Source organism: Enterobacter cloacae complex sp. P14RS (genome assembly GCF_014895895.1).
Taxonomy (GTDB): domain Bacteria; phylum Pseudomonadota; class Gammaproteobacteria; order Enterobacterales; family Enterobacteriaceae; genus Enterobacter; species Enterobacter bugandensis.
In genome coordinates, this window is the sequence record NZ_JADBQM010000014.1 from 164,348 (window position 1) to 179,300 (window position 14,953).

Consider the following 14,953-nt stretch of genomic DNA (forward strand, 5'->3'; position numbering starts at 1 on the left):
TATTTCATCCCGTCTACACTTCATGGCAAAGTAGTTCAATGCATGCTTTTTCCTTGTACGGCATGCCCTTATGGACATAATGGACAATAGCCTGGAGTTTTATGCCCACCCATCTGGTTTGGTTTCGCGCGGATTTGCGCGTACATGACAACATCGCTCTCGCGGCAGCCTGCCGCTCTGATGACGCCAGCGTACTGGCGCTATTTATCGCCACGCCTGAGCAGTGGCAACAGCATGATATGGCTCCACGGCAGGCGGCTTACCTCAAATCACACCTGAACGAACTGCAGCACGCGCTTGCCGGGAAAGGCATTCCGCTGATCTACAAAGAGGTCAGCGATTTTACCGCGCAGCTTCATATGCTGAAGGAGATATGCCAGCAGAACGGCGTCACGCATCTTTTTTATAACTACCAGTACGAACTGAACGAACAGCAGCGGGATCGCCAACTGGAGAAAATGCTGGGAGAGGTGGTATGTGAGGGATTTGATGACAGCGTGATGCTGGCACCGGGCAGCGTTATGACCGGCGGTCACGAAATGTATAAAGTGTTTACGCCGTTTAAAAATGCTTTTGTTAAGCGCCTGAAAGAGGCGCTGCCGGAGTGCGTACCCGCGCCCGCCGCCAGAGGAGAGGCTATAACCGATCTCCCCGAATTAACGTTCAACTATCCCCAACGGGCATTTGATGAACTTCTGTTCCCTGCCAGTGAGAAGGCCGCTATTGCGAAGCTGCGCCAGTTTTGCAGGCAGGGCGCGGGAGAATACGACGCGCGCAGGGATTTCCCGGCAATTGAAGGGACAAGCCGATTATCGGCCTGCCTGGCGCTGGGCGTGCTCTCCCCTCGCCAGTGTTTGCATCGTCTTCTGGCCGAACAGCCGCAGGCGCTGGACGGTGGTGCGGGCTCGGTGTGGCTGAACGAACTTATCTGGCGTGAATTCTACCGCCATCTGATGACGTACCATCCCAGTCTCTGTAAGCATCGTCCGTTCATTCCGTGGACCGACAGCGTAAAATGGCAGCACGATGAGGCACTTTTACAGGCCTGGCAAAAAGGGGAGACGGGCTATCCGATTGTGGACGCCGCTATGCGCCAGCTAAATGAAACCGGGTGGATGCACAATCGTCTGCGAATGATTACCGCGAGCTTCCTGGTGAAAGATCTGCTTATCGACTGGCGAATCGGAGAGCGCTATTTTATTTCTCAGCTGATCGATGGCGATCTGGCTGCGAATAACGGTGGCTGGCAGTGGGCGGCCTCTACCGGCACTGATGCGGCACCCTATTTCAGGATTTTTAATCCGACCACTCAGGGGCAAAAATTTGATGCCAACGGCGACTTTATTCGCCGCTGGTTGCCCGCGCTCAGGAACGTTCCTGAAAAAGCGATCCATGACCCGTGGGCATGGGCGGATAAACAGGGCGTAAAGCTCGATTATCCCCGCCCGATTGTCGACCATAAACAGGCGCGCGTCGCCACGCTGGCGGCGTACGAAGCCGCACGAAAAGTTTGAGAGAATGATGATGAAAAACAGTGAACTGGAACGCCTGATTAACGAAAAACTTAATACCGCCTCCTTTAGCGACTATGGCCCGAATGGCCTGCAGGTCGAAGGGCGCGAAACGGTGCAGAAAATCATCACCGGCGTGACGGCAAGCCAGGCGCTGCTGGATGAGGCGGTGCGTCAGGAAGCCGACGCGGTGATTGTCCATCACGGTTACTTCTGGAAAAACGAATCGCCGATTATCCGCGGCATGAAGCGCAACCGCCTCAAAACGCTGCTGTCGAATGATATCAACCTGTACGGTTACCATTTGCCGCTGGATGCGCATCCTGAACTGGGAAATAACGTTCAGCTGGCGCAACTGTTGGGGATTACCGTGATGGGTGAAATCGAGCCGCTGGTGCCGTGGGGCGAACTGTCGATGCCGGTACCGGGGCTGGAGCTGGCATCGTGGATCGAAGCGCGGCTGGGGCGTCGTCCGCTGTGGTGCGGAGATACCGGGCCGGATACCGTGAAGCGCGTGGCGTGGTGTACCGGCGGCGGCCAGGGCTTTATCGACAGCGCCGCGTGCTTTGGTGTTGATGCGTTTATTACCGGCGAAGTTTCCGAGCAGACGGTTCACTCTGCCCGCGAGCAGGGGCTGCATTTCTACGCGGCAGGCCACCACGCTACCGAGCGCGGCGGTATTCGCGCCCTCAGCGAGTGGCTGACGGAAAATACCGATCTGGATGTGACCTTTATTGATATTCCTAATCCGGCCTGATGAGAGGTAGTTAAGTGCAGCGAGCGCGTTGTTATCTTCTGGGTGAAACCGCGGTAGTTCTGGAGCTTGAGCCTCCCGTGACGCTTGCCACGCAAAAGCGTATCTGGCGCCTGGCTCAGCGGCTGCCCGAGCTACCCGGCGTGGTTGAAGCTATTCCGGGTATGAATAATATCACCGTGGTGCTACGCGATCCGCACACCGGGGCGCTGGATGCCATTGAGCGTCTGCAGCGCTGGTGGGAAGAGAGCGAGGCGCTGGAGCCAGAATCGCGGGCGATTGAGATCCCGGTTGTCTATGGCGGCAAAGGTGGCCCTGACCTTGGCGTGGTGGCCGAACACTGTGGATTAACAGCAAAGCAGGTTGTGGAGCTGCACAGCTCGGTGGATTACGTCGTCTGGTTTCTGGGTTTTCAGCCGGGCTTTCCGTATCTGGGCGGATTATCTCCCCGGCTGCATACCCCGCGTCGGGCTGAGCCGCGCCTGAGCGTTCCCGCAGGAACGGTGGCGATTGGCGGTGAACAAACCGGAATTTATCCGCTTACTTCACCGGGCGGCTGGCAGCTTATCGGGCACACATCCACGCCGTTATTTGAACCCGGCCATGACGCGCCAATACTCCTGCGTCCGGGTGATACCCTGCGCTTTATCCCGCAGAAGGAGGGGGTATGTTAACGCTTATTCGCGCGGGGCTTTATACCTCCGTTCAGGATGCCGGACGCTTTGGCATGCGCCAGTCCGGCGTGAGCTACTGCGGTGCGCTCGATCGTCCTTCGCTGGAGATTGCCAACCTGCTGGTAGGCAACGAGGGCAGCACGGCGGCGTTAGAAATTACGCTGGGTCAGTGCGTTATTGAATTTGGTGAGGAGACCTGGTTCGCCTTAACTGGCGCGGGCTGTGACGCGACGCTGGACGGCAAAGCGGTGTGGACCGGCTGGCGATTGCGGGCGAAAGCCGGGCAGCGTCTGACGCTTAAGCGTCCTCTGCACGGCGTGCGCAGCTATCTTGCCGTGGCGGGGGGCATCGACGTGCCGGAGGTGTTGGGGTCGTCCAGCACCGACCAGAAAGCGGGAATGGGCGGCCATGAAGGACGGCTGCTGCGCGACGGCGATCGTCTTGCGATTAAGCCATCAGCGCGCCATTTCACCACCACGCAGGGCGTGAAGCAGCTGCTGTGGGGGAACGTGATCCGCGCCTTGCCGGGACCGGAATATCAGGAGTTTGATGAAGCCTCAAAAGAGTCTTTCTGGCGTTCGCCGTGGAAAATCAGCCCGCAGAGTAACCGTATGGGTTACCGGCTTCAGGGGCAGCCGCTGACCCGCACGACTGACCGGGAGTTGCTTTCCCATGGGCTGCTGCCGGGGGTGATTCAGGTGCCGGGCAACGGGCAGCCCATCGTACTGATGAACGACGCGCAAACTACCGGCGGCTATCCGCGTATTGCCTGCATTATCGAAGCGGATCGCTACCATCTGGCGCAAATCCCCCTCGGTCAGCCGATTCATTTCGTGCAGTGTACGCTGGAGGAGGCGCTAAAGGCGCGGCAGGATCGGCAGCGCTATCTCGAAAAGCTGGCGTGGAGGCTTGATGGTAAAGATTGATTTAAACGCCGATCTGGGGGAGGGCAGCAGCGCCGATGCGGAACTGATGACCCTGGTCTCCTCGGTCAATATCGCCTGCGGTTTTCACGCGGGCGATGCGCAAACCATGCTGGAGAGCGTGCGTAATGCCATTAACAACGGCGTGGCGATTGGCGCTCACCCGAGCTTCCCGGACCGGGAGAACTTTGGCCGTACGGCGATGGATCTGCCCCCTGAGACGGTCTACGCTCAGGTGCTCTACCAAATCGGCGCGCTGGAGGCGATAGCGCGCGCTGAGTATGGCGTGCTGCGTCACGTCAAACCGCACGGCATGCTCTATAACCAGGCAGCGAAAGACCCGGCGCTGGCGGAGGCGATTGCCCGCGCGGTGCGGGACTGCAATCCGCAGCTGATTCTGGTTGGCCTGGCGGGTAGCGAGCTTATTCGTGCCGGAGAACGGCTGGGGCTGACGACGCGGCAGGAAGTCTTTGCCGATCGGGGATACATGCCGGACGGCAGCCTGGTGCCGCGCACGCAGGCCGGTGCGCTGATTACTGACGAAAATAAAGCGCTGGCGCAGACGCTGGAGATGGTGCGCGCCGGGCGGGTGACCGCCGTGGATGGAACATCCGCAAATGTTCAGGCCGATACGGTGTGTTTACACGGCGACGGGGAGCATGCGCTCCAGTTTGCGCGACGCCTGCGGGCGGCGTTCTCTGAAGAGGGCATTCTCGTCAGCGCAGATTGATTATAAAAGGACAATGACATGCCTGAAGGTCCGGAGATCCGCCGCGCGGCGGATAGCCTGGAGGCGGCGATAAAGGGCAAACCCCTGACCGATGTCTGGTTTGCCTTTCCTCAACTTAAGCCGTTTGAAACAGAGCTGGTGGGACAGACGGTGACCCATATTGAAACGCGCGGCAAAGCGTTGCTCACGCATTTTTCCCATAACCTGACGTTATATAGCCATAACCAGCTCTACGGTGTGTGGCGCGTCGTCGATGCGGACGAGCAGCCGCAAACGACGCGCGTGCTGCGCGTCCGGTTACAAACGGCGGATAAGGCGATCCTGCTCTATAGCGCCTCTGATATCGAAATGTTAACGCCGGAGCAGCTGCTGACGCATCCGTTCTTACAGCGCGTCGGGCCGGACGTGCTGGACATGCGCCTGACGGCGAGCGATGTGAAGGCCCGACTGTTGTCGCCCACGTTCCGCAACCGGCAGTTTTCCGGCCTGTTCCTTGACCAGTCCTTTCTGGCCGGGCTGGGCAACTACCTGCGGGTGGAAATTCTCTGGGAAGTCGGGCTGGCGCCGCAGCACAAAGCCTCTCAGCTGAGCGATGAACGGCTGGAGGTGCTGTCCCACGCGCTGCTGGACATCCCGCGGCTGTCGTACAATACGCGCGGCATCGTAGATGAAAACAAGCATCACGGGGCGCTGTTCCGGTTCAAAGTGTTTCATCGGGCGGGAAAAAAGTGCGAGCGGTGCGGCGGGATTATTGACAGGATGATGCTCTCTTCCAGACCTTTTTACTGGTGCCCGCACTGCCAGAAATAAAAGTAAAACGGTAACCCAAGGGTTACCGTTTTTAAGGTTTTCTCCCTCTCCATGTGGGAGAGGGCCGGGGTGAGGGCATCAGGCCGCACCCAACGTTTTTTAGCGCTTCAGGTCAGACTTAAAATCACGCTGCTCGTAGCCGGTGTACAGCTGACGAGGACGGGCGATTTTCATGCCTTCGCTGTGCATTTCGTTCCAGTGCGCAATCCAGCCCACGGTACGCGCCATGGCGAAGATCACGGTGAACATGGAAGACGGAATGCCCATCGCTTTCAGAATAATGCCAGAGTAGAAATCGACGTTCGGGTAGAGTTTCTTCTCGATGAAGTACGGGTCGTTCAGCGCGATGTGTTCCAGCTCCATCGCCACTTCCAGCAGATCGTCTTTGGTGCCCAGCTCTTTCAGCACTTCGTGGCAGGTCTCACGCATAACGGTGGCGCGCGGGTCGTAGTTTTTGTAAACACGGTGACCGAAGCCCATCAGGCGGAAGGAGTCATTCTTGTCTTTCGCGCGACGCACGAACTCTGGAATGTGCTCAACGGTGCTGATCTCTTCCAGCATCTTCAGCGCCGCTTCGTTCGCGCCGCCGTGCGCCGGTCCCCACAGGGAGGCGATGCCCGCAGCGATACAGGCGAACGGGTTCGCGCCTGAAGAGCCTGCGGTACGGACAGTAGAGGTAGAGGCGTTCTGCTCGTGGTCAGCGTGCAGGATCAAAATACGGTCCATCGCGCGTTCCAGCACCGGATTCACTTCATACTCTTCGCACGGCGTGGAGAACATCATGCGCAGGAAGTTGCCGGCGTAGGAGAGGTCGTTACGTGGGTACACAAACGGCTGGCCGATGGAGTATTTGTAGCACATCGCCGCCATGGTCGGCATTTTGGACAGCAGGCGGAACGCCGCGATATCACGGTGACGCGGGTTATTCACGTCAAGTGAGTCGTGGTAGAACGCCGCCAGCGCACCGGTAATCCCGCACATCACCGCCATTGGGTGAGAGTCACGACGGAACGCATGGAACAGACGGGTAATCTGCTCATGGATCATGGTGTGACGGGTTACGGTGGTTTTGAATTCATCGTACTGGGCCTGCGTCGGCTTTTCGCCGTTCAGCAGGATGTAGCACACTTCCAGGTAGTTGGATTCGGTGGCTAACTGATCGATGGGGAAGCCGCGATGGAGCAGGATACCTTCGTCACCGTCAATGTAGGTGATTTTGGATTCGCAAGATGCGGTAGAGGTAAATCCAGGGTCAAAGGTAAATACTCCTTTGGAACCCAGCGTACGGATATCAATAACATCCTGACCGAGCGTGCCTTTTAGCACATCCAGTTCAATAGCATCATCACCATTTAGGGTGAGTTTTGCCTTTGTATCAGCCATTTACGGTCTCCTTAGCGCCTTATGCTTAAGACTGCTTTTACCGGATTTGCCTTCAGCTGTTAATCACCGTTACCAGATTGTTATTTGGCTTACCGCTCAGCTCACGAGGAGTAACCAGGGTACAGAGCTATGGCGCCTTGCAGGTAAACGAATGAAATATCAGTGAAACAACAGCAAATCAGCGTTTTTGCAGTCCGAATTATTCAAACCTGTATATCACTAATAACTGTCCTGATAACTTCGGTCAATACCATCACACTGTTACATAACTATTTGTCAGGTGAAAGAGAGACCTCATAACTTTTGCGCATTATATGCCTTTTCTGATGACGTTTGTAACAATATTGTTTAACATTTGTCAAATCAGATGATTAAAAATTAAAAAGATGTTGTTATCGTGACCCTGATCACTGTTCCAGAGAAAACCCAACAAACTGTATGTAGGTTAATTGTAATGATTTTGTGAACGGCCTATACTGCCGCCAGGTCTCCGGAACACCCTGCAATCCCGAGCCACCCAGCGTTGTAACGTGTCGTTTTAGCATTTGGAAGCAATGTTTTGCATGACGCGCAGTTATAGAAAAGGAACGCTGCTTGACCCGCATCGCAGTCCGGAGGAAGGAAACAATAAGAACAGCATGTGGGCGTTATTCATGATAAGAAATGTGAAAAAACAAAGACCTGTCAATCTGGATCTCAAAACGATCCGGTTCCCCGTAACAGCAATAGCGTCCATTCTGCACCGTGTTTCTGGTGTGATTACGTTTGTGGCGGTCGGTATTTTGCTGTGGTTACTGGGCACCAGCCTCTCTTCCCCTGAAGGATTCCTCCAGGCCTCGGCCATCATGAATAGCTTCTTCGTGAAATTTATCATGTGGGGCATTCTCACCGCGCTGGCCTATCACGTTGTTGGCGGCGTACGCCACATGCTGATGGACTTTGGCTATCTGGAAGAGACGTTCGAGGCCGGGAAACGTACCGCGAACATTTCATTTGTGATCACTGTCGTGCTTTCACTTCTCGCAGGAGTTCTCGTATGGTAAGCAACGCCTCCGCATTAGGACGCAACGGCGTACATGACTTCATTCTGGTCCGCGCTACCGCCATCGTCCTCACGCTTTACATCATCTATATGATCGGTTTCTTCGCGACCAGCGGCACGCTGACGTGGGAAATCTGGAGTGGTTTCTTCGGATCGGCCTTCACCAAAGTGTTCACACTGCTGGCCCTGTTCTCCATCCTTATCCATGCCTGGATCGGCATGTGGCAGGTGTTGACCGATTACGTTAAACCGCTGGCGATTCGCCTTCCGCTGCAACTGATTATTGTTGTTGCGCTGCTGGTTTACGTCATTTATGGATTTGTTGTGGTGTGGGGTGTGTAATGAAACTGCCAGTCAGAGAATTTGATGCTGTTGTGATTGGTGCGGGTGGCGCAGGTATGCGCGCCGCACTGCAAATTTCCCAGAGCGGCCAGACCTGTGCGCTGCTCTCTAAAGTGTTCCCGACCCGTTCCCACACTGTGTCCGCGCAGGGCGGTATTACCGTTGCGCTGGGTAACTCCCATGAAGATAACTGGGAATGGCACATGTACGACACGGTAAAAGGTTCCGATTACATCGGCGACCAGGATGCCATCGAATATATGTGTAAAACCGGCCCGGAAGCGATTCTGGAGCTGGATCACATGGGTCTGCCGTTCTCCCGTCTGGAAAATGGCACCATCTATCAGCGTCCGTTTGGCGGCCAGTCGAAAAACTTCGGCGGCGAGCAGGCGGCACGCACCGCGGCGGCGGCTGACCGTACCGGTCACGCGCTGCTGCACACCCTGTATCAGCAGAACCTGAAAAACCACACCACCATCTTCTCCGAGTGGTATGCGCTGGATCTGGTGAAAAACGCCGATGGCGCAATTGTTGGCTGTACCGCGCTGTGCATCGAAACCGGTGAAGTGGTTTACTTCAAAGCCCGCGCGACCGTGCTGGCGACCGGCGGTGCAGGCCGTATTTACCAATCCACCACTAACGCCCACATCAACACCGGTGACGGCGTCGGTATGGCTATTCGCGCCGGCGTACCGGTGCAGGACATGGAGATGTGGCAGTTCCACCCAACCGGTATCGCCGGTGCGGGCGTGCTGGTCACCGAAGGCTGCCGCGGTGAAGGTGGCTACCTGCTGAACAAACACGGCGAGCGCTTCATGGAGCGTTATGCCCCGAATGCGAAAGACCTGGCGGGTCGTGACGTGGTGGCGCGTTCCATCATGATCGAAATCCGTGAAGGCCGCGGCTGCGATGGCCCATGGGGTCCACACGCGAAGCTGAAGCTCGACCATCTGGGTAAAGAAGTGCTGGAATCCCGTCTGCCGGGCATCCTGGAACTGTCCCGTACCTTCGCGCACGTCGATCCGGTGAAAGAGCCGATTCCGGTTATCCCAACCTGCCACTATATGATGGGCGGTATTCCGACCAAAGTGACCGGTCAGGCGCTGACCGTGAACGAGCAGGGCGAAGACGTGGTCATTCCTGGCCTGTTCGCGGTAGGCGAAATCGCCTGCGTATCCGTACACGGCGCCAACCGTCTGGGCGGTAACTCGCTGCTGGACCTGGTTGTATTTGGTCGTGCGGTGGGTCTGCATCTGCAGGAGTCCATTGCCGAGCAGGGCGCGCTGCGTGATGCAACCGACGACGAAATCGACGCCTCTCTTGAACGCCTCAACCGCTGGAACGGTAACCGTAACGGCGAAGATCCGGTGGAAATCCGTAAAGCGCTGCAGGAGTGCATGCAGCACAACTTCTCGGTATTCCGTGAAGGCGACGCGATGGCTAAAGGTCTTGAGCAACTGAAAGCGATCCGCGAGCGTCTGAAAAATGCCCGTCTGGACGACACCTCCAGCGAGTTCAACACCCAGCGCGTTGAGTGCCTGGAGCTGGATAACCTGATGGAAACCGCATTCGCAACCGCGATGTCGGCAAACTTCCGTACCGAAAGCCGTGGCGCCCATAGCCGCTTCGACTTCCCGGATCGTGACGATGAAAACTGGCTGTGCCATTCCCTGTATCTGCCAGAGTCGGAAACCATGACGCGTCGTAACGTGAACATGGAACCGAAACTGCGTCCGGCGTTCCCGCCGAAGATTCGTACTTACTAATGCGGAGACAGGATAATGAAACTCGAATTCTCAGTTTATCGTTATAACCCGGATGTTGATGACGCTCCGCGCATGCAGGACTACACCCTCGAAGCGGAAGAAGGTCGCGACATGATGCTGCTGGATGCGTTAATCCAGCTGAAAGAAAAAGATCCAACGCTGTCTTTCCGCCGCTCCTGCCGTGAAGGGGTCTGCGGTTCTGACGGTGTGAACATGAACGGCAAAAACGGCCTGGCCTGCATCACGCCAATTTCAGCGCTGCAGCGTCCTGGTCAAAAAATTGTTATCCGTCCTCTGCCAGGCCTGCCGGTCGTGCGTGATTTGGTGGTAGACATGGGGCAATTCTATGCACAATATGAGAAGATTAAGCCTTACTTATTGAATAATGGGCAAAATCCACCCGCTCGTGAGCACTTACAGTCTCCTGAGCAGCGTGAAAAACTCGATGGTCTGTACGAGTGTATTCTCTGCGCATGCTGTTCAACGTCCTGCCCGTCGTTCTGGTGGAACCCGGACAAGTTTATCGGCCCTGCGGGTCTGCTGGCTGCCTATCGCTTCCTGATCGACAGCCGCGACACCGAAACCGACAGCCGTCTGGAAGGATTAAGTGACGCTTTCAGCGTATTCCGCTGCCATAGCATCATGAACTGCGTCAGTGTGTGTCCGAAGGGGCTGAACCCGACGCGCGCCATCGGCCATATTAAGTCGATGCTGCTGCAGCGCAGTGCGTAAGTAGTGAGAGGGGAGCGCTGTTCCCCTCACCCTAACCCTCTCCCAAAGGGAGAGGGAATAAATTGCAGAAACCTTTAAAAACTGCCCTGAAGTCTAGACAGTTTCTAAAGGTTCCTTCGCGGGCCAAATGAAAAGAGCTCGCAGGTGAACCCCGGCACGTACACGCGGTGTGCGTGGTAGTTTCTACGGCGAAAGTAAGCATAAAAATGCTTAAGGGATCACGATGCAGAACGGCGCAATGAAAGCCTGGCTGGACTCTTCTTACCTCTCTGGTGCCAACCAGAGCTGGATAGAACAGCTCTATGAAGACTTCTTAACCGATCCTGACTCAGTGGACGCAAACTGGCGTTCCATGTTCCAGCAGTTGCCTGGTACAGGGGTCAAACCGGATCAATTCCATTCCAAAACACGTGATTATTTCCGTCGTCTGGCGAAGGATGCCTCACGTTACTCTTCTGCGATTTCCGACCCTGACACCAATGCGAAGCAGGTTAAAGTCCTGCAGCTTATCAACGCTTATCGCTTCCGCGGTCACCAGCATGCGAATCTCGATCCGCTGGGACTGTGGCAGCAGGAACGTGTGGCCGATCTCGATCCGGCGTATCACGATCTGACCGAGGCCGATTTCCAGGAAAGCTTTAACGTAGGTTCCTTTGCTATCGGCAAAGACACGATGAAGCTGGGCGATCTGATTGACGCGCTCAAGCAAACCTACTGCGGCTCCATCGGCGCGGAATATATGCACATTACCTCTACCGAAGAGAAACGCTGGATCCAGCAGCGCATCGAATCCGTAGCGGGCCACGCGACCTTCTCGGCCGACGAGAAGAAACGCTTCCTCAGCGAATTGACCGCAGCGGAAGGGCTTGAGCGCTATCTGGGCGCGAAGTTCCCGGGCGCAAAACGCTTCTCGCTGGAAGGCGGCGACGCGCTGGTGCCGATGCTGAAAGAGCTGATTCGCCACGCAGGCAAGAGCGGCACCCGTGAAGTGGTGCTCGGCATGGCGCACCGTGGTCGTCTGAACGTGCTGGTCAACGTGCTGGGTAAAAAACCGCAGGACCTGTTCGACGAATTCGCGGGCAAACATAAAGAACACCTCGGCACCGGCGACGTGAAGTACCACATGGGCTTCTCGTCAGATATCGAAACCGAAGGCGGTCTGGTTCACCTGGCGCTGGCGTTCAACCCGTCACACCTGGAAATCGTCAGCCCGGTGGTTATCGGTTCCGTGCGCGCGCGTCTGGATCGTCTGGACGAGCCGAGCAGCAATAAAGTGCTGCCAATCACCATTCACGGTGATGCGGCGGTCACAGGGCAGGGCGTGGTTCAGGAAACCCTGAACATGTCGAAAGCGCGTGGTTATGAAGTGGGCGGTACCGTTCGCATCGTGATCAACAACCAGGTGGGCTTCACCACCTCTAACCCGCTGGATGCCCGTTCTACTCCATATTGCACCGACATCGGTAAGATGGTACAGGCGCCGATCTTCCACGTTAACGCGGATGACCCGGAAGCCGTGGCTTTCGTGACCCGTCTGGCGCTGGACTTCCGTAATACCTTTAAGCGCGATGTGTTCATTGACCTCTTCTGCTACCGCCGTCACGGCCACAACGAAGCGGATGAGCCAAGTGCAACCCAGCCGCTGATGTACCAGAAAATCAAAAAACACCCGACCCCGCGCAAAATCTATGCTGACAAGCTGGAGAGCGACAAGGTGGCGACGCTGGAAGATGCGACCGAAATGGTCAACCTCTACCGCGACGCGCTGGACGCGGGTGAATGCGTGGTGAAAGAGCTGCGTCCGATGAACATGCACTCCTTTACCTGGTCGCCGTACCTCAACCACGAGTGGGATGAGAGCTACCCGAACAAGGTTGAGATGAAGCGCCTGCAGGAGCTGGCTAAACGCATCAGCACCGTGCCGGACGCTATCGAGATGCAGTCTCGCGTGGCGAAAATCTACGCCGACCGTCAGTCCATGGCGGCAGGCGAGAAGCTGTTCGACTGGGGCGGGGCGGAAACGCTGGCTTACGCAACGCTGGTTGACGAAGGCATTCCTGTTCGTCTGTCCGGTGAAGATGCGGGCCGTGGGACCTTCTTCCACCGTCACGCGGTCGTTCACAACCAGTCTAACGGTTCAACCTACACTCCGCTGCAGCACGTGCATAACGGTCAGGGCCAGTTCAAGGTCTGGGACTCCGTGCTGTCTGAAGAAGCGGTCCTGGCATTCGAATACGGCTACGCCACGGCGGAACCGCGCACCCTGACCATCTGGGAAGCGCAGTTCGGTGACTTCGCCAACGGTGCGCAGGTCGTTATCGACCAGTTCATCTCCTCCGGCGAGCAGAAGTGGGGCCGCATGTGTGGCCTGGTGATGCTCCTGCCGCACGGTTATGAAGGCCAGGGTCCGGAGCACTCCTCCGCGCGTCTGGAACGTTATCTGCAGCTCTGCGCCGAGCAGAACATGCAGGTCTGCGTGCCGTCCACCCCGGCTCAGGTGTACCACATGCTGCGTCGTCAGGCGCTGCGCGGTATGCGCCGTCCGCTGGTGGTGATGTCGCCGAAATCCCTGCTGCGTCATCCGCTAGCGGTGTCCAGCCTGGAAGAGTTGGCGAACGGTACCTTCCTGCCGGCCATCGGTGAAATTGACGAGCTGGATCCGCAGGCCGTTAAGCGTGTGGTGATGTGTTCTGGTAAGGTTTATTACGACCTGCTGGAACAGCGCCGCAAGAACGATCAGAAAGATGTCGCCATCGTGCGTATCGAACAGCTTTATCCGTTCCCGCATCAGGCGATGCAGGAAGTGCTGAAACAGTACGCTCACGTACATGATTTTGTCTGGTGCCAGGAAGAGCCGCTCAACCAGGGCGCATGGTACTGCAGCCAGCATCATTTCCGTGAAGTGATTCCATTTGGGTCAGCCCTGCGCTATGCAGGTCGCCCGGCCTCCGCCTCTCCGGCGGTAGGGTATATGTCCGTTCACCAGAAGCAGCAACAAGATCTGGTCAATGACGCGCTGAACGTCGATTAATTAAAGGATACATAATGAGTAGCGTAGATATTCTTGTTCCCGACCTGCCTGAATCCGTAGCAGATGCGACCGTCGCTACCTGGCACAAAAAACCAGGCGATGCCGTTAAGCGCGATGAAGTGCTGGTAGAAATCGAAACTGACAAAGTGGTACTGGAAGTACCGGCTTCGGCGGATGGCGTTCTGGACGCGGTGCTGGAAGATGAAGGCACCACCGTCACCTCTCGTCAGATCCTGGGGCGCCTGCGTGAAGGCAACAGCGCGGGCAAAGAGTCCAGCGCGAAGTCTGAAGAGAAAGCCTCTACGCCGGCTCAGCGCCAGCAGGCTTCTCTGGAAGAACAGTCTAACGACGCCCTCAGCCCGGCGATCCGTCGCCTGCTGGCTGAACACAGCCTTGACCCGGCAGCCATCAAAGGCACCGGTGTGGGCGGTCGTCTGACCCGCGAAGACATCGACAAGCACCTGGCGAAAGCGCCTGCTCAGGCGGAAGCGAAAGCCCCTGTGGCCGCGCCGGCAGCTCAGCCTGCTCTGGGTGCCCGCAGCGAAAAACGCGTACCGATGACGCGCCTGCGTAAGCGCGTGGCCGAGCGTCTGCTGGAAGCGAAAAACTCCACCGCGATGCTGACCACCTTCAACGAAGTGAACATGAAGCCAATCATGGACCTGCGTAAGCAGTACGGTGACGCGTTTGAAAAACGTCACGGTATCCGTCTGGGCTTTATGTCCTTCTACGTGAAGGCGGTGGTTGAAGCGCTGAAACGCTACCCGGAAGTGAACGCGTCTATCGATGGCGATGACGTGGTTTACCACAACTACTTCGACGTCAGCATGGCGGTTTCTACCCCACGCGGCCTGGTGACCCCGGTTCTGCGTGATGTGGATACCCTGGGTATGGCTGACATCGAGAAGAACATTAAAGAGCTGGCCGTGAAAGGCCGCGACGGCAAGCTGACCGTAGACGACCTGACCGGCGGTAACTTCACCATTACCAACGGCGGCGTATTCGGCTCGCTGATGTCTACCCCGATCATTAACCCGCCGCAGAGCGCGATCCTGGGTATGCATGCCATTAAAGATCGCCCGATGGCGGTTGACGGTAAAGTTGAGATCCTGCCGATGATGTACCTGGCGCTCTCTTACGATCACCGCCTGATCGACGGCCGCGAGTCCGTGGGCTTCCTGGTAGCCATTAAAGAGCTGCTGGAAGATCCAACGCGTCTGCTGCTGGACGTCTAGTAACGATTTAGCATCACCTG

At 56.8% G+C, this 14,953-nt stretch carries 13 protein-coding genes; 12 read left to right on the forward strand and 1 reads right to left on the reverse strand.

Annotated elements, in window-relative coordinates; translation table 11 throughout:
* The first annotated feature begins 101 nt into the window (after positions 1-101).
* Genes phrB through nei form a run of 6 tightly spaced genes read left to right on the forward strand, consistent with a single transcriptional unit; the run spans position 102 to position 5,402 of the window.
* Positions 102-1,514, forward strand: coding sequence for a deoxyribodipyrimidine photo-lyase (gene phrB, locus IM295_RS13360; protein WP_193066808.1), 1,413 nt, complete (start codon positions 102-104; stop codon positions 1,512-1,514).
* Positions 1,515-1,524: 10 nt separating this feature from the next.
* A complete protein-coding gene (locus tag IM295_RS13365) occupies positions 1,525-2,268 on the forward strand; it encodes a type 2 GTP cyclohydrolase I (protein WP_193066816.1) in 744 nt (247 codons plus the stop codon).
* Between the two features lie 14 nt (positions 2,269-2,282).
* A complete protein-coding gene (pxpB, locus tag IM295_RS13370; RefSeq protein ID WP_063942827.1) occupies positions 2,283-2,939 on the forward strand; it encodes a 5-oxoprolinase subunit PxpB in 657 nt (218 codons plus the stop codon).
* Positions 2,933-3,865, forward strand: coding sequence for a 5-oxoprolinase subunit PxpC (gene pxpC / locus IM295_RS13375; RefSeq protein ID WP_193066809.1), 933 nt, complete (start codon positions 2,933-2,935; stop codon positions 3,863-3,865). Before pxpB ends, pxpC begins: the two co-directional genes overlap by 7 nt.
* A complete protein-coding gene (gene pxpA / locus IM295_RS13380) occupies positions 3,852-4,592 on the forward strand; it encodes a 5-oxoprolinase subunit PxpA (RefSeq protein WP_193066810.1) in 741 nt (246 codons plus the stop codon). Before pxpC ends, pxpA begins: the two co-directional genes overlap by 14 nt.
* 18 nt (positions 4,593-4,610) lie before the next feature.
* Positions 4,611-5,402, forward strand: coding sequence for an endonuclease VIII (nei, locus tag IM295_RS13385; RefSeq protein WP_048959990.1), 792 nt, complete (start codon positions 4,611-4,613; stop codon positions 5,400-5,402).
* Between the two features lie 99 nt (positions 5,403-5,501).
* Here the strand turns inward: nei and IM295_RS13390 are convergent, their stop codons facing one another.
* Positions 5,502-6,785 carry a citrate synthase gene (locus IM295_RS13390; RefSeq protein ID WP_028012378.1) on the reverse strand — a complete coding sequence of 428 codons (1,284 nt, stop codon included), beginning with the start codon at positions 6,783-6,785 and terminating at the stop codon, positions 5,502-5,504.
* 638 nt (positions 6,786-7,423) lie between these two features.
* Between IM295_RS13390 and sdhC the strand changes: the two genes are divergently transcribed.
* From sdhC to odhB, 6 genes are all read left to right on the forward strand, one after another.
* A complete protein-coding gene (sdhC, locus tag IM295_RS13395) occupies positions 7,424-7,828 on the forward strand; it encodes a succinate dehydrogenase cytochrome b556 subunit (protein WP_026080740.1) in 405 nt (134 codons plus the stop codon).
* Entirely contained in the window at positions 7,822-8,169 is a 348-nt protein-coding gene (gene sdhD / locus IM295_RS13400) for a succinate dehydrogenase membrane anchor subunit (RefSeq protein WP_003858621.1), read from the forward strand. The genes sdhC and sdhD overlap by 7 nt, the downstream gene beginning before the upstream one ends.
* A complete protein-coding gene (sdhA, locus tag IM295_RS13405) occupies positions 8,169-9,935 on the forward strand; it encodes a succinate dehydrogenase flavoprotein subunit (RefSeq protein WP_041910764.1) in 1,767 nt (588 codons plus the stop codon). The genes sdhD and sdhA overlap by 1 nt, the downstream gene beginning before the upstream one ends.
* A 15-nt stretch (positions 9,936-9,950) precedes the next feature.
* Positions 9,951-10,667, forward strand: coding sequence for a succinate dehydrogenase iron-sulfur subunit SdhB (gene sdhB / locus IM295_RS13410; protein WP_008501090.1), 717 nt, complete (start codon positions 9,951-9,953; stop codon positions 10,665-10,667).
* Positions 10,668-10,890: 223 nt separating this feature from the next.
* The gene (gene sucA, locus IM295_RS13415) at positions 10,891-13,698 is read left to right on the forward strand and encodes a 2-oxoglutarate dehydrogenase E1 component (RefSeq protein WP_045261080.1); all 2,808 of its coding nucleotides are present in this window, start codon (positions 10,891-10,893) and stop codon (positions 13,696-13,698) included.
* Positions 13,699-13,712: 14 nt separating this feature from the next.
* The gene (gene odhB, locus IM295_RS13420; protein WP_041910762.1) at positions 13,713-14,933 is read left to right on the forward strand and encodes a 2-oxoglutarate dehydrogenase complex dihydrolipoyllysine-residue succinyltransferase; all 1,221 of its coding nucleotides are present in this window, start codon (positions 13,713-13,715) and stop codon (positions 14,931-14,933) included.
* Positions 14,934-14,953: the final 20 nt, after the last annotated feature.